Source organism: Streptomyces sp. NPDC000410, assembly GCF_040300305.1.
Taxonomy (GTDB): domain Bacteria; phylum Actinomycetota; class Actinomycetes; order Streptomycetales; family Streptomycetaceae; genus Streptomyces.
The window spans coordinates 14,774-31,451 of sequence record NZ_JBEPDM010000040.1 but is presented as its reverse complement, the minus strand read 5'-3'; the positions used below and the strand labels follow the sequence as shown (position 1 = coordinate 31,451).

General features: G+C 74.3%; 3 protein-coding genes. 1 reads left to right on the top strand and 2 read right to left on the bottom strand.

Annotated features, from left to right (window positions below; translation table 11 throughout):
* Positions 1-27: 27 nt before the first annotated feature.
* On the top strand, positions 28-1,803 hold the full coding sequence (locus tag ABT342_RS29175) for an ABC transporter ATP-binding protein (protein ID WP_351580329.1): 1,776 nt from the start codon (positions 28-30) through the stop codon (positions 1,801-1,803).
* 74 nt (positions 1,804-1,877) lie between these two features.
* Here the strand turns inward: ABT342_RS29175 and ABT342_RS29170 are convergent, their stop codons facing one another.
* Both ABT342_RS29170 and ABT342_RS29165 read right to left on the bottom strand, forming a co-directional pair.
* Positions 1,878-2,087, bottom strand: a complete 210-nt coding sequence (locus ABT342_RS29170; RefSeq protein ID WP_351580326.1) for an MbtH family protein — start codon at positions 2,085-2,087, stop codon at positions 1,878-1,880.
* On the bottom strand, positions 2,084-16,564 hold the full coding sequence (locus ABT342_RS29165; protein WP_351580323.1) for a non-ribosomal peptide synthetase: 14,481 nt from the start codon (positions 16,562-16,564) through the stop codon (positions 2,084-2,086). Before ABT342_RS29165 ends, ABT342_RS29170 begins: the two co-directional genes overlap by 4 nt.
* Positions 16,565-16,678: the final 114 nt, after the last annotated feature.

The window sequence follows — 16,678 nt, the reverse complement described above, 5'->3', positions numbered from 1 at the left end:
CGCGAGGCGAAGGACGAGGGACGGACGATGAGCGGACCAGGCACGCCCGAACGCGAGCTCCTGCCCACGGCCACCGGCGCCCGGACCCTCTCCGTTGTCCGCGGACTGCTGCGCCGTCACCGGATGCCGGCCGTGGGCGCGATGACCGTGCTGGTCCTCGGCACCGGCATCGGGCTGCTGACCGCCCCGCTGCTCGGGCGCATCGTGGACCTCGTCGTGGACCGGCGCGGCACGTCGGCGCTGACCGTGCCGATGGCGCTGCTCGTCGCGGTGGCCGTGGCCAGGGGCGTGGCGACCGCGATCGGCAAGTCGCTCGTCGCCCGGGTCGGCGAGACGATCCTCGCGGACCTGCGGGAACGATTCATCGCACGGGCGCTGCGGCTGCCGCTCGAACGGGTCGAGCAGGCCGGTTCGGGCGATCTGACCTCGCGGGTGACGGGCGACGTCACGCTGATCGCGAAGGCGGTACGGCAGGCCCTGCCCGAGTTCGCGGGCGCCTTCCTCACCATCGTCCTGACCCTGGTGGGCCTCACCGTCCTCGACTGGCGTTTCCTGCTCGCCGTGCTGGTGGCCGTGCCGGTGCACATCCTCACGGTGCGCTGGTACATCCCGCGCGCCGCGCGGATCTACGCCGCGCACCGGGTGGCGACCGGCGCCCTGCAGCACCAGCTGCTCGACAGCATCGGAGGGGTCCGCACGGTACGGGCGTTCCGCCTGACCGACCGGCACGCGGACCTGCTGGACCAGCGGTCGCAGGCGGCCGTCGACCTGGCCGCGCGAGGCATGCGCCTGGTCTCCGGCTTCTTCTCCCGCCTGAACATCGCCGAGTTCATCGGCATGACGTCGATCCTCGTCACCGGCTACCTCCTGGTCGACAGCGGCTCCGTGAGCATCGGTACGGCGACCGCGGCGGCGCTCTACTTCCACGGCCTGTTCAACCCGATCAACGCGGCGCTCTTCCTCATCGACGACGCCCAGTCCGCCGGGGCGAGCCTCGCCCGCCTGGTCGGCGTGTCGAGCCTCCCGGCCGAACGGGAGCCCGAGGAGCGGGCCGCCGCGCCGGTGGACGGCTCGGTCAAGGTGTCGGCGCTCGGCCACGCGTACGTGGACGGCCACCCCGTGCTCCGCGAAGTCGACCTGGACGTACGGTCCGGCGAGCGCGTCGCCCTGGTCGGCGCCAGCGGCGCGGGAAAGACCACCCTGGCGAAGCTGATCGCGGGCGTCCACGCTCCGGCGACCGGCACGATCTCCCTGGGCGGCGTGGACACCCGGGAGCTGGGCCCCGCCGGGGTGCGGCAGGCGGTCACCCTCATCAGCCAGGAGGTCCACGTCTTCGCCGGACCGCTGGCCGAGGACCTGCGGCTGGCCCGCCCGGAGGCGACGGACGAGGAGCTGCGCACGGCGCTGGCCCACGTGGGTGCCCTGGAGTGGGTCGACGCGCTCTCCGACGGCCTGTCCACGGTCGTGGGTGAGGGCGGGCACCGCCTGACGGTGACCCAGGCCCAGCACCTGGCCCTCGCCCGTCTCGTCCTCACCGATCCGCCCATAGCCATTCTCGACGAGGCCACCGCCGACGCGGGCAGCGCGGGCGCCCGCGTCCTGGAGACCGCCGCCCTGCGCGCCCTGGAGGGCCGTACCGGCCTGATGGTCGCCCACCGGCTCCCCCAGGCCGCCACCGCGGACCGCGTCGTCGTCCTCGACCAGGGCCGCGTCGTCGAGACCGGTACCCACGACGACCTGGTCGCGGCGGGCGGGCGGTACGCCGAACTGTGGTCGGCGTGGTCCGACAGCCGCCAGAACTAGGGCCTGTCTGCAGAGAAAACACCGCCGCCCGTGGAGAATCCTCTCCGCGGGCGGCGGCGTTTCCGGGCGGGGCGTCAGGCCTGCTGGGCGGCGAGGCTCGCGGGGCGCAGGTCCGTCCAGTGCTCCTCCACGTACGCGAGACACGCCTCCCGCGTGTCCTCACCGAAGACCCCGCGCCACCCGGCCGGCACCTCCGCGAAGGACGGCCACAGCGAGTGCTGGTTCTCCTCGTTGACCAGGACCAGGAAGCGGCCCTGCGGGTCCTCGAACGGGTTGGTGGTCATGCGGTGTCACTCCTCGTCGACAGTGCGGTCATTGCGCTGAACAGCTCTGAGAGCGGCTGCTCCGGGTCGGCTGCCACGGTGCGCAGCAGCCTCTGAAGTTCGTCGGCGAGCCGCCGTGCCTTGGCGGTGCCGATCAGGTCGGTCGCGTGGATCAGCCCGCAGTGGACGGGGCCCTCGCCGCGCGGTTCGTAGAAGCTCAAGGTCAGCCGCGCCCGTGTCGAGCCGGTCGGCACGGCGTCGAGGGAGCCGAGGCCGCCCTCCAGCTGGTCCAGGTCCGCCTGCTCGTGGTGGATCACCATGACCTGCGGGCCCTGCGGCGGCAGACCGGTCGCCCGGACCACCTCCTCGAACGGGACCTCCTGGCGGTCGAGTGCGCTGAGCGTGGTCTCGCGTACGCGGGCCAGCAGCTCCGCGAACGTCGGGTCCCCCGCCGTGTCGGTGCGCAGCACGACCGTGTTGAAGAAGCAGCCCACCAGGTCCGCCAGTTGGTCGTCCGTGCGGCCGGCGACCATCGTGCCGATGGGCAGGTCCGTGCCCGCTCCGTGGGCGGTGAGCACCGCCGCCAGGGCGGAGTGCAGGACCATGAACATGCTGGTGCCGGTCACCCGGGCCAGGTCGTCCACGGCCGCGTGCAGGTGCTCGTCCAGAACGAAGCCCACATGGTCCGCGCCGGGCGAGGACGAGCGCGGGCCGTCCGCCGGGAGCGCCAGCTCCGCCGGTACGTCCTTCAGCGTCCGCCGCCAGTAGGCGAGTTGGCGACCGCCCCGGCTGTCCGGGTCGCCCGGGTCGCCCAGGACGTCGCGGGCCCACCGGGTGTAGTCCGCGTACGAGACCGGCAGCGGCTCCCACTCGGGGGCCCGGCCCTCCGTACGGGACGCGTACGCCTGCGTCAGATCACGGAACAGGGGGACGACCGACCACTCGTCCACCGCGAGGTAGTGCATGGTCAGCAGCAGCGCCTGCTCGCCCGTGGCCGCCGTCAGCAGACGGGCCACGAACGGAGCGGTGCGCTCCGGCTCCGGGGACCCGGCCGCCAGCTCGGTCAGCCGCGCCTCCAGGTCCGCGCACTCCTCCAGGAGCAGCGCCGGGGACTCGGCGTCCCGGTGGTACACCGCGCCGTCCCGTTCCGTGAACGCCGTGCGCAGCGGCTCGTGGCGGGCGGCCACGTCGGCGAGCGCGGCCGACAGGGCCCGCGCGTCGAGACCGCCGGGCGAGCGCAGCACGAGCGCGTGGTCGAAGCGGGGGGTACGGCGGTACGCGTCCCACTGCCGGCGCTGGACCGGGGCGGCCGGTCGCGGTTCCTGACGGCCCTGGCGGACCGCCATCGGGCGGAGTGCCGGGCGGGCCGTCGCCGCGCCCTTCAGCTTGCCCTCGATACCGGCGACCGTCAGCGCGTCGAAGACGTCACGGATGCTCAGCTCGACCCCGAACTCGGCACGGATGCGGCCCAGGAGCCGCATCGAGGCCATGGAGTGGCCGCCGAGCGCGAAGAAGTTGTCGTGGATGCCGACCTTCTCCAGCTTGAGGACCTCGCAGAACAGCTCGGCGAGCCTGGCCTGCGTGTCCGTCGCCGGGCGCGCGTCACCGGTCATGGCCGCCCAGTCCGGCACGGGCAGCGCCTTGCGGTCGAGCTTGCCGTTGGGCGTGAGCGGCAGCGGGCCGTCCAGCGGGACGACGAGCGCCGGGACCATGTACTCGGGCAGGGCCCCGGCCACATGGGCGCGCAGCTCGTGCGGGTCCAGCTCCCCCGCCTCCGGCACGGCGTAGCCGACGAGGCGGACGATGTCGCCGTCGCGGTCGGGCACCACGGCGGCCTGGGCGACCGACGGGTGTCCGGCGAGCGCGGCCTCGATCTCGCCCAGCTCGATGCGGAAGCCGCGCACCTTCACCTGCGTGTCGACGCGCCCGAGGAAGTCGAGGTTGCCGTCCGTGCGCCAGCGGGCGCGGTCGCCGGTGCGGTACATCCGGCTGCCGGGCGGGCCGTACGGGTCGGCGACGAACCGCTCGGAGGTCAGCCCGGCCTTGCCGAGGTAGCCGCGGGCGAGGCCGCGTCCGGAGACGTACAGCTCGCCCGCGACGCCGGGCGGGACCGGCCGCAGGTGCTCGTCGAGGACGTAGGCCCGGGTGTTGGGGTCGGGCCGGCCGATGGGCACCCGGCCCGACGGGCGGCCTCCGTGCTCGCGGGCGGGCCAAAGCGTCGAGTTGACGGTCGCCTCGGTGAGCCCGTACGCGCAGATCAGGTGGGCCGTGGCGCCGAAGCGTTCGAACAGGTCCGGCGGCACGGTCTCCGTACCGACGAGGACGGTCGAGCCCTCGGGCAGCGCGCAGCCCGGCGGCAGCGCCGATACGAGGGACGGCGGCAGGATCATGTGCGTGATCCGCTGGTCCGCGAGGAAGTCGGTGAGCGCGGGGCCCGCGACCCGGGCCTCGTCCGTGATGAGGACGAGCCGGCCGCCGTGGCAGAGCGCCATCGACAGTTCGAAGGCGAAGACGTCGAAGCCGATCGACGCGAACTGCAGGACGCGGCTGTCGCGCTCCAGGCCCATCCGGTCGATCGCGGTGGCGACCAGACTGGCGATGCCCTCGTGGGGCACGACCACGCCCTTGGGGCGGCCCGTCGAGCCGGAGGTGTAGATGACGTACGCGGCCTGGTCCAGGGCCACGGGTGCGGCGTCGAGCGCGGTCTGCGGCAGGGCGTCCAGCTCGGCGGCCGTCCCGGGAGCGTCGAGCAGCACCGCCGGTACGCCCGCCACCTCGGGGATCTTGCCCGCCACCGGCTCGGTGCCGACCACGAGGGCCGCCCGGGAGTCCTCGATCATGTACGTGAGGCGGTCGGCCGGGTGGACCAGGTCCAGCGGCAGGAACGCGGCGCCCAGCTTCAGCGCGGCCAGCACCGTGGCGACCATGTCGACCGAGCGGGGCACGGCGACGCCGACCACGCTCTCGGCGCCCGCACCGCGAGCGGCCAGGAGCCGGGCGATGCGGTTGGCGCGGGCGTCCAGCTGCGCGTAGGTGACCGAGCGGGAGCGGTCGACGACGGCGATCGCGTCGGGGTGCTCGGCGAGCCGCCGCGCGAACAGGGCCGGGAACGACTCCTCCTCGACCTCGCGGGCCGTGTCGTTGAAGCCCTCCAGGACCAGCGGCCGCTCGTCGTCGCCGAGGATCTCCGCCTGCGAGACCGGCCGCCCGGGTGCGGCCACGAGCTCCGCGACGAGCGCCCGGAGGCGGTCACCGAGACGCTCGGCGGTCTCCTGGTCGAACAGCTCCGTGGCGAACTCCAGGCGGCAGCCCAGCGAGCCCGTGCCACCGTCGGCCGGCGTGTGCTCGGTGAAGCTGAAGACCAGGTCGAACTTGGCCGAGCTGATGCGGAACGGCACGTAGTCGGCGCGCAGGCCGGGCAGTTCGAGGCCGTCGCCCGTGCGGGCGTGGTAGCCGACCATCACCTGGAACAGCGGGTTCCGGGACAGCGAACGGGTCGGGTTGAGCTTCTCCACGACCGACTCGAACGGCACGTCCGCGTGCGAGAACGCCGCCAGGTCCGTCTCCCGGACCCGGGCGAGGAGCTCCGTGAAGCTCGGATCGCCGCTCAGGTCGGTGCGCAGCACCAGCGTGTTGACGAAGAAACCGACCAGGTCGTCCAGCGCTTCGTCGCCGCGCCCGGCGATGGGCGAGCCGAGGGGGATGTCCGTCCCGGCGCCCATGCGGTGCAACAGGGTGGCCACGGCGGCGTGCGCCACCATGAACATGCTGGCCCCGGTCTCGCGGGCGAGCCGCTTCAGGCCCTCGTGGACGTCGGTGTCGAACGCGATGTCCAGTTCGGCCCCGGAGAACGCCGGCCGGGCCGGGCGCGGCCGGTCCGTGGGCAGCTCCAGTTCCTCGGGGGCGCCGTCCAGTGTCGTACGCCAGTACTCCAGCTGCCGGGCGGCCAGGCTGTCGGCGTCGGCCGGGTCGCCGAGCAGACGCTGCTGCCACAGCGCGTAGTCGGCGTACTGGACCGGCAGCGGCTCCCAGCGCGGCGTGGCACCGGACACCCGGGCCGCGTAGGCGGCGGCCAGATCGCGCAGGAACGGGCGGTCGGACCACTCGTCGGTGGTGATGTGGTGCAGCAGCAGGACGACGACGTGGTCCTCGGGCGCCAGCTCCACGAGCGTGGCGCGCACCGGCAGTTCGGTGGCGAGGTCGAACGGCCTGCCCACGGCCGCGTCGACGATGCCGGGCACCTCGTCCTCGGTGGCGCGCAGCCGCTCCACCACGGGCCGCGCCTCATCGGCGGGCAGCACGCGCTGGAACGCCTGGCCGTCGCGCTCCGTGAACACCGTGCGCAGGGCCTCGTGCCGGGCCGTCACATCGGCCAGCGCCGCCCCCCACGCCTCGCCGTCGAGGGCGCCGCGCAGCCGCATCACCAGCGGGAAGTTGTAGGCGGCGGACGTGCACTCGATCTGCTGGATGACCCACAGCCGCTGCTGGGCGTGGGACAGCGGCAGCTCGTCGGGCCGTTCACCGGCGGTCAGCGCCGGCCGGGCGGCGCCGCCGGAGCGGTCCGCGCGCTCGACCAGTTCGGCGACGGTGGGTGCCTCGAACAGGTCGCGGATGGCGAGTTCGGTGTCGAGCGCCGTACGGGCCCGGCTGACGAGGCGGGTGGCCAGCAGCGAGTGGCCGCCCAGGTCGAAGAAGTCGCTGTCGATGCCGACACTGCCCTCGGGCAGGCCGAGCACCTCCGCGAAGAGCGCGCACAGCGTCTCCTCGCGCGGGGTGCGCGGCGCGCGGCTGGTGCCCGTACCCGCGAAGTCGGGGGCGGGCAGGGCCCGTACATCGAGCTTGCCGTTGACCGTGAGCGGAAGCGTGTCCACGGGGACGAGCGCGGAGGGGACCATGTAGTCGGGCAGCCCCGCCTTCAGGTGGTCGCGCAGCCGCTGGAGCAGGTCGTCGCCCGCCTCCGTGCCGTCCTCCGGCGCGAAGTAGCCCACCAGGCGCTTCGTCCCGGTGCTCTCGTTCACGACGACCGCCGCGTGGGCGACCTCGGGGTGCGAGGACAGGGCCGTGGAGATCTCGCCCAGTTCGATGCGGTAGCCGCGGATCTTCACCTGGTCGTCGGTACGGCCGAGGAAGTCGAGGAGGCCGTCGGTCCGCTGCCGTACGAGGTCACCGGTGCGGTACATCCGCTCTCCCGGCTCCCCGAACGGATCGGCGACGAACCGCTCGGCGCTCAGTCCGGGACGGTCGTGATAGCCGCGGGCCAGGCCGGTGCCCGCGATGTACAGCTCGCCCGGGCAGCCGGGCGGGACCGGGCGCAGCATCGTGTCCAGGACGTAGGCGCGGGTGTTGCGGATGGGCATGCCGACCGTGGGGGTCGCGCTGTCCGTCGTCGAGCCGCCGAGGGTGTTGATCGTGTACTCGGTCGGTCCGTACAGGTTGTAGCCGTAGGTGGCGTCGGTGCGGCGCAGCCGGGTCCACACCGTGTCGGACACGGCCTCGCCGCCGAGCAGGACCAGCGCGGGCCGGTGCTTGCCCGCCGCCTCGTCACTGTCGAGGAGGCCCTCCTCGATGAGGAGCTGGGCGTACGTGGGCGTCACGTTGACCACGTCGACCCGGTGCCGGTCGCAGTAGGCGACCAGGGCCTCGGCGTCGCGGCGCAGCTCCTCGTCGCAGACGTGGACCTCGTGGCCCTCGACGAGCCAGAGCAGTTCCTCCCAGGACATGTCGAAGGCGAACGACACGGTGTGCGCGATGCGCAGCCGACGGCCGCCGGCCGAGGCGATGGCCGGGTCGAAGATCTCCTTCTGGTGGTTGAGCTGCATGTTCGTCAGGCCCCGGTAGGGGGTGACGACGCCCTTGGGCCTGCCGGTCGAGCCGGAGGTGTAGATGATGTACGCCGGGTGCTCCAGGCGGCCTTGCACGTCGTGCGCGAACGCGGGCCGCTCGGCGTCTGCGATCTCGCCGCCGGACAGGGCGGCCAGCTCGGCGGCCACGGCCTCGTCGTCCAGGAGGAGTTCGGGCGCCACGGCGCCGGCGTCGCCGCGCAGGGCCGGGGCGACGGCCGTGGTGGACACCAGGCACAGCGGCCCCGTGTCCTCGACCATCAGGCGCAGCCGGTCGGCCGGGTGGTCCAGGTCCAGCGGCAGGTAGGCGGCGCCGGTCCGCAGGACCGCGAACAGTGCGGCCACCATGTCGATGGAGCGGGGCAGCGCCAGCGCCACGGCCTGCTCGGGGCCTGCTCCCCGGGCGAGCAGGAGCCGGGCGATCCGGTTGATGCGCGCGTCCAGTTCGGCGTAGGTGAGGGCGCGTTCGCCGAAGACCAGCGCCACGGCGTCGGGGGTACGGGCGACCTGGGCCGTGAGCATGTCGGCGATGGTCTCGTTCGGCACGGGCTCGCGGCTGCCGGCCCACTCGGCCGTCAGGGCGGCGCGCTCCCCCGGCAGCAGCAGGTCCACGCCCACGGTGCGGGCGGAGGCGGCGTCCGGGCCCGCGAGGGCCCGCGCGATCCGCTCCAGGACGGTCGTGAACCGGCCGAGGATCCTGGTCGCGGCCTCCGCGTCGAACAGGTCGGGCCGGGCGGCCAGGGTGACCCGCAGCCGCTTCTCGGGGGTGACGATCAGGGTCAGCGGGAAGTGGGTGCCGTCCACGTTCGACACGCCGGTGATGCCGTGGCGCTGCCGGAGCGCCGCGGCACGGTCCTCGCCGTCGGCGGAACGGAGCACGAAGAGCGTGTCGAACAGGCGGCGGTGACCGGTCTCCTGCTGGAGTGCGCCGAGGCCCACGTACTCGTACGGCATGACCGCCGCGCGCTCGGACTGCATGCGCCGCAGCAGGTCGAGCAGCGGCTCGTCCGGGGCGAACGCGACCCGCGCCGGGATGGTGTTGAGGAACATGCCGATGATGCCGGCGACGCCCGGCACGTCCGCGGGGCGTCCGGCCACCGCCGTGCCGAAGGCGACGTCGCCGCGGCCGGTCATCGCGGAGAGGACCAGGCCCAAGGCGGCGTTGAGCACGGTGTTGAGGGTGAGGCCGTGGCGGCGGGCCAGGGCGCGCAGCCGGTCGCTGGTCTCCGGTGTCAGCACCGCGTCGAAGTCGGCCGGGATGACCGGTCCTGCGTCGCGGCCGGTCGGGGCGAGGAGGGTCGGCTCGTCGAACCCGGCGAGCGCGCCGCGCCACGCGTCGAGGGCCCGGGTCGTGTCCTGCCGGTCCAGCCAGGCCAGGTAGTCGCGGTACGAGCCGGGGGCGGGCAGGCCGGTGGGGTCGCCGGCCCGCTCGTACAGCGTGAACAGCTCCTCCAGGAACAGCCACGCGGACCAGCCGTCCCACAGGATGAGGTGGTGGGTGACGACGAGCCGGTCGCGGCCGTCACCGAGCCGGATCAGCTGGAGGCGGCACAGGGGCGGCGCCGACAGGTCGAAGCGCTGACGCCGGTCGGCCGCCAGCAGCTCCTCCACGCGGGCGCGCCGCTGATCGGCGGGCATCGTGGACAGGTCGGTCTCCACGAGCGGGATCTCGGCGCCGTCCGCGATGAACTGCACGGGCCGGGGCAGGCCGTCGCCGGCGAACCCGGCGCGCAGGCCGGTGTTGCGTTCCAGCAGCGCCCGGCAGGCGGCGCGCAGCCGACCGGTGTCGAGGCGGTGGTCGAAGTCCAGGGTCTCCTGCGACAGGTAGACGTCGAGGGCGTCGCCCGCGTCGTAGGTGGCGTGGAAGTACATGCCTTCCTGGAGCGGGGACAGCGGCCAGACGTCGGATACGGGCAGCCCCGCGACGGCCTCGACGCGGGCGGCCTCCTCCTCGGTCAGCTCCAGTCCGCCGAGCGGGGCGGAAGGGGCCGGCGGCTCCGCTCGCGTGCCCGCGGCGGCGGTCAGCTGGTCCAGCAGTGCCTGGAGGGCGGGGTCGACCGCCGCGCCGGACCCGGCCTGCTGGGCGAGCATCGCCTGGAGCGCGGCGGCGGCCTGCCCGGCGTCCGTGGCCGATACGGTCACGGACGGGGCTTCCGCGGGGGCCTCCGCACTGTCCTGAGGGTGCGGAGCCTCCTGGGCCGCCGCGACGAGCGCGGCGGGCGTACGGTGCTCGAACACGTCACGCGGGCTGATCGTCAGTCCCCTTTCCCGGGCCTGGGTGGCGACGGCGATCGACGTGAGGCTGTCGCCGCCGAGCATGAAGAAGTCGTCGTCGGCGCCGATCCCCGGCAGGCCGAGGACGGCGGTGAAGATCTCGCACAGGGCGCGCTCGCGTGCGTCGCGGGGCGCGCGTCCACCCGCCCTGGGGGCGACGGACGGCGAGGGCAGGGTGTTCTGGTCGAGCTTGCCGCTGGGTGTCAGGGGCAGCTCGTCGAGGGCGACGACGGCGCTGGGCACCATGGTCGCGGGCAGCGCGTCGGCGAGCGCCTCGCGCAGGACCTCGGTGTCCGGGGCCGGCGTACCGGAAGCGGCCACCGCGTAGCCCACCAGAGCACCGTCGCGGACGATCACGGCCGCGCGGGCGACGCCCGGCAGGCCCGCGAGGGCGGCCTCGATCTCGCCCAGCTCGATCCGGTTGCCGCGGATCTTGACCTGCCGGTCGGTGCGGCCGAGGTAGTCGACGGCGCCGTCGGCGCGGCGCCGGACCAGGTCACCGGTGCGGTACATCCGCTCTCCCGGCTCCCCGAACGGATCGGCGACGAACCGCTCGGCGGTCAGGCCGTGCCGGTCGTGGTAGCCGCGCGCCAGCTGGACCCCGGCGAGGTACAGCTCGCCGGGCACGCCGTCCGGGACGGGCCGCAGGAAGGCGTCGAGCACGTACAGGCGGGTGTTCCAGACGGGCCGGCCGATCGGGACGGCGAGCTCGCCGCCGCCCTCGTACGGGAAGTAGGTCACGTCCACGGCGGCCTCGGTGGGGCCGTACAGGTTGTGCAGCGGCACGGGGCCACGGCCGTGGCGGGACGTCAGGTCCGACCAGCGCCGGGCGTCCGGGCCGGAGAGCGCCTCGCCGCTGCAGAACACCCGGCGCAGGCTCGCCGCCCAGTCGGGGCTGCCGGGAGCCCCCTCCATGGCCTGGACGAACGCGGCCAGCATCGACGGTACGAAGTGCGTCGTCGTGATCCGCTCGGTGCGGATCAGCTCGGCCAGGTACGCCGGGTCGCGGTGGCCGTCGGGCCGCGCGAGCACGACGGCCGCGCCCTCGACCAGGGCCCAGAAGAACTCCCACACGGACACGTCGAAGCTCGACGGGGTCTTCTGGAGCACCCGGTCGTCGGGGGTGAGCCCGTACTCGCCCTGCATCCAGGCCAGCCGGTTGACGATCGCCCGGTGGGTGACGGCGACGCCCTTGGGGCGGCCCGTGGAGCCGGAGGTGTAGATCAGGTACGCGGGGTGGTCCGGCCCGGCCTGCGCGCGCGGCGGCGTGTCGGGGACCTCCTCGTCGTGGTCCACGACGACGTGTTCGAGACCCGGCACGTGGGGCAACCGCCCGGCGGACGCGCCGGTGGTCACGACCGTACGCGCCCCGGAGTCGCCGAGCATGAACGCGACCCGGTCGGCGGGGTAGTCGAGGTCGACGGGCAGGTAGGCGGCGCCCGCCTTGTGGACGCCGAGCAGCGCGACCATCAGCTCCGCCGAGCGGGGCACCGCGACGGCGACGAACCGCTCGGGGCCCGCGCCGCGGGCCCGCAGCCGCCGGGCCAGGGCCTCGGCGCGCCGGTCGAGCTCGGCGTACGTCAGCGTGGTGCCGTCGAACACGACGGCGGGGGCGTCGGGGGTCCGGGCCGCCCGGGCGGCGAAGAGCGACGCGAGGGTGGCGTCGGCGTCGGGGAGCGGGTGCGCCGTGGCGTTCAGCTCGGTGAGTCGCTGCTCCTCCCGGCCGGACAGCAGCCCGACGCGGGCGACCGGGCGGCCGGGGTCGGAGACGAGGGTGCGCAGCAGGGTCTCGAAGCGGTTCGCGAGGACGGCCACGGCCAGCTGGTCGAGCCGGGCCGCGTCGTACTTGAAGCGCAGTGACAGGTGGCCGCCCCGCGGCTCGACGACGAGCGCGAGCGGGTAGTGCACGGCGTCGAACACCTCGGCGCCGGTGACCAGGGCGTGTTGCGAAAGTCCCTCCTGGCCCGCGACGCCTGGCACGCCCTCCCCCGTAGCCCTTCGGGCACGGGAGGTGCCCCCACGCCGCGTTGTCGGAGTCATCCACGTACGTCCAGTACGAGGATGATCCTCCGCCTTGCGATCGCACGCACCAGACGCCGCAGGCCCCGCCCTCCGGGCGGACGGAGCTACTTTCGCAACACGCCCTGGCGGCGTACCGGACTCCCCATCGGCCGCGAGGTCGCCGGTCGGGTAGTTCTCGAACACCACGAGGGTGTCGAAGAGTTCCCCGCCGCCCGCGATCCGCTGGATGTCGGCGAGCCCGAGGTGCTGGTGGTCCAGCAGCGCCGCCTGCTCGTCCTGGACGCGCCGCAGCAGGTCGGTGAGCGGCTCGTCGGCGCGCAGGCTCACCCGGACCGGGACGGTGTTGATGAACAGGCCCACGGCCGAGTCCAGGTCCTGGACCTCCGTGGTGCGCCCGGACACGGTGGTGCCGAACACGACGTCCTGGCCGCCGGTCAGTCCGGCGAGGAGCAGGGCCCAGGCGCCGTTGACGACGGTGCTCAGGGTGAGGCCGCTTCGGCGGGCGGAGGCCGTCAGTTCGGCGGTGAACGCCTCGGGCAGCCGGACGTCGACGTGCTCGGGCCTGGCCTGCGGGGCGGACGCCGAGGCCCCCTTCGCCTCGGCGGAGGTGTCGGACAGGGCGGGCAGCCGGGTCGGGCCCTCCAGTCCGGCCAGCGCGTGGCGCCAGGCGTCCCGGGCGGCGTCACGGTCCCGGCCGGCCAGCCAGGACAGGTAGGCGTGCGGTGCGACGGGCGCGGGCAGGGCATCGCGCTTGTACGCGGCGGTCAGTTCGCGCAGCAGGACGGAGACGGACCAGCCGTCGGCGATGATGTGGTGCAGCGTGAGCAGCAGCCGGTGGCGCTGCCCGTCCCTGATCAGCGTGGCCCGTATCAGCGGCGGCTCGGCCAGGTCGAACCCCTCGGCGCGGTCCTGCCGCAGGATGTCGTCCAGGCCGGTCCGGTCGGTGTCGGCCTCGCGCCACGGAAGGTTCACGTGGTCCTCGAGCCGCTGGACGACCTCACCGCCGGGCAGTTGGCGGAACGAGGCGCGCAGCAGCGGATGCCGGTCCAGCGTCAGCCGCAGTGCCTGCCGCAGCCGGTCCGGGTCGACGGTGCCCGCGAGGTCGAGGACCTCCTGGACGACGTACAGGTCGGCGGCCTCCTGGTCGAACGCCGCGTGGAAGAAGAAACCTTCCTGGAGCGGCGAGACGGGCAGGGCGTCCTCGTCGAGGGCGGCCGTCGCGGGCGCCATGGGCTTGGTGTCGGGCGTGGCCCGGCCCGCGGCCTCGGCGAGCGCCGCCACCGTGCGCTGCCGGAACACGTCGCGCGGGGTGAGCGCGAGTCCGCTCTCGCGGGCCCTGTTCACCAGCTGGATCGCGACGATGCTGTCGCCGCCCAGTTCGAAGAAGCTGTCGTGGACGCCGACCGAGGGCAGACCGAGCACCTCCGCGAACAGCGCGGCGAGCGCGGTCTCGGCGGCGGTGGTGGGCGCGTCGTCCCCGGCCATCGCGGTCCACCGGGGCGCGGGCAGGGCGCGGCTGTCGAGCTTGCCGTTCGGGGTGAGCGGCAGGGGGCCGTCGAGGCGTACGAGGGCGGAGGGGACCATGTAGTCCGGGAGGGTCCGCGCGATCCGGGTGCGCGCGCGGTCCACGGAGGCGTCCGGGTCCGGGCCGGCCTCGGCCACCAGGTAGGCGACGAGGCGCTTCACGCCCCGGTGGTCCTCACGGACGCGGACGGCGGCCTGGGCGATCCCGGCGCAGGCCATGAAGGCGCTCTCGATCTCGCCGGGTTCGATGCGGTGGCCGCGGATCTTGATCTGGCCGTCCGCGCGGCCGAGGAATTCCAGGTTGCCGTCGGCGCCCCAGCGCACCCGGTCGCCGGTGCGGTACATGCGGGCGCCGGGCTCCTCGGCGTACGGGTCGGCGACGAAGCGCTCCGCGGTGAGCCCCGGCCTGCCCAGGTAGCCGCGGGCCAGGCCGCGCCCGCCGACGTACAGCTCGCCCTCGGCTCCGACGGGCACGGGGCGCAGGGCCGAGTCGAGCACGTAGGTACGGGTGTTGGGGTCGGGCCGGCCGATGGGTGCGGGGCCGGGCCGGTCGGCGTCGGCGAGCCAGAGCGTGGAGTTGACGGTGGCCTCGGTGAGGCCGTACGCGACGACGACCTGGACGCGTCCGGCCCAGCGGGCGATGAGTTCGCTCGGCACGGCCTCCGTGCCGACGATCAGCACGGCGCCGTCGGGCAGTCGGCAGTCCTGCGGCAGCGCCGAGACGAGCGACGGCGGCAGGATCATGTGGGTGGCGCGGTGGTGTGCGATGTAGTCGGTGAGGGCGGGGCCGGCGACGCGGCGCTCGGTGGGGACCACGATGACGCGGCCGCCGACGCACAGCGACATGATCAGGTCCCAGACGGTCACGTCGAATCCGGCGGACGCGAACTGCACGACACGGCTGTCGGCGGTGATGCCGATGCGGTCGGTGGCGGTGGCGACGAGGCTGCCGACTCCGTCGTGCGAGACGACGACGCCCTTGGGGCGACCCGTCGAGCCCGACGTGTAGATGACGTACGCGGCCTGGTCCAGAGCGACGGGAACGCCGAGGTCCGAGGGGTCGAGGGCGGCGCACTCGGCGGCCACGGCCGGGTCGTCGAGCAGACACCGCTGGACGCCGGGCGCGTCCGGCAGGTCGGCGGACAGCTCACGGGTGGTCACGACCGTCCGGGCGCCGGCGTCGTCCAGCATGTAGGCGATGCGGTCCTGCGGATGGTCGGCGTCCAGCGGCAGGTAGGCCGCGCCGGCCTTCATCACGGCCAGCAGGGCGATCACGAGTTCCGGGGAGCGCGGCAGCGCCACGGCGACGACGTCCTCGCGGCCCACGCCCCTGGCGGCGAGGAGCCGGGCGAGGCGGTTCGCGGCGGCGCCCAGGTCCGCGTACGACAGTTCCCGGTCCTCGCAGACGAGCGCGACGGCGTCGGGGGCGTGCCGCACGCGGTCCTCGAAGGCCGCGGGCCAGGTCTGCTCGGGCGCGGGCCTGGGATCCACGCCGAAGTCGCCGAGCAGCTGGGCGCGTTCGGCACCGGACGTCAGCTCGATGTGGGCGACGGGCAGCCCGAGATCGGAGGTCAGCGCCTCGAGCACCGTGAGGAAGCGGCGCTCGTGGTCGGCCAGCGTCCCCTCGTCGCAGACGTCGGCGTCCGCGTCGAGGTGGATACGCAGGCCGTGGCCCTCCTCGAAGTCCCCGAAGGTGAGGGTGAGGTCGCTGACCGGGCCGAGCCAGTGGGGAACGTACTCGGCTTCGGCGCCGCTGAAGCGGAGGCCCTCGGGCTGGGGAAGGACGTTGACGGTGGGGCCGACGAGCTCCTGCACGCCGTCGACCAGGCCCAGGTCCCTGGCGAGGTCCTCGGCGCGGTAGCGGCTGTGGGCGACCGTCTCGGAGACGGCCGCGCGGACGGTGTCCAGGAGCTGGGCACCGGTCATGTCGGGGCGGACCGTGAGGCGCAGCGGCAGGATGTTGGACACCATGCCGGGGACGCGCCGCGTCGCGGGGTCCTGGCGGGTGGTGACGGGCAGCCCGAGGACGAGGTCCTGCTCGCCGGTGGCGCGGTGCAGATGGGCGGCCGCGGCGGCCACCAGGAGGCGGGACAGTGCCACGCCGGCGTCCGTCGCCGTGGCGCGGAGCCGGGCGGCGGCAGCGGGCGCGAGCTCCGTGGTGCGGCGGACGCGGCGCTTCGTCGGCGCGGACGTGCGCTCGACGAGGCGGACGGGTTCGGGGCGGTCGGCCATCCGTTCCCGCCAGTACGCGCGGTCCTGCGCGTACTGCTCGGAGGACCGGTAGGCGGTGTCCGTGCCGACCAGCCGGGACAGGGCCCAGTCCGGGGTCGTGGCCCCGTCGCCGAGCGTGTAGATGTCACCGGCCCGGCGGGTGATCTCGGCGATGCCGGCGCCGTCGACGGTGATGTGGTGGTAGCGCTGGTACCACCAGACGCGGTCGTCGGCGAGCCGCAGCAGCACCTGCGCGAACAGCGGGCCCTCGGCCAGATCGGCGGGGCGGTCGCGGTCGGCGTCCATCCACCGGTGGGCCGCGTCCCGCGGGTCGCTCTCGCCCCTCAGGTCCAGGCAGGGCACCTCGACGGGGAAGCGCGTGGGCACCTGGCGCGGTGTGCCCCGCACGTCGGCGATCCGGACGTGCAGGCTCTCCGCTTCCTCGGTGGCCTGCCGGACGGCGGCCGTCAGCCGGTCCAGGTCGATGTCACCGCGGAGCTGGAGGACGAACGAGATGTTGTATGCCGAGCTCTCCGGCTCGATCTGCTGGGCCAGCCAGATGCCCGATTGCCCGCCCGTGACGGGTATCCCGGAAGCGGACGTCCGGTCCGGCTCGACGTCAAACATCGTTCGCTAGGGCCTTTCCTGGTGGTGCGTCGGTGAGGGGTGCTCAAGGCTCGGGTCACGCGGAGTGGTTCCGCCGCCGCTGTTCGACGGCTGCGGGCCGCACCACGGACTCGT

What these genes read in the sequence shown, in the direction of transcription:
- ABT342_RS29175 (WP_351580329.1), top strand. Translation starts at nt 28, where the DNA reads ATGAGCGGACCAGGCACGCCCGAACGCGAGCTCCTGCCCACGGCCACC.
- ABT342_RS29170 (WP_351580326.1), bottom strand. Translation starts at nt 2,087, where the DNA reads ATGACCACCAACCCGTTCGAGGACCCGCAGGGCCGCTTCCTGGTCCTG.
- ABT342_RS29165 (WP_351580323.1), bottom strand. Translation starts at nt 16,564, where the DNA reads ATGTTTGACGTCGAGCCGGACCGGACGTCCGCTTCCGGGATACCCGTC.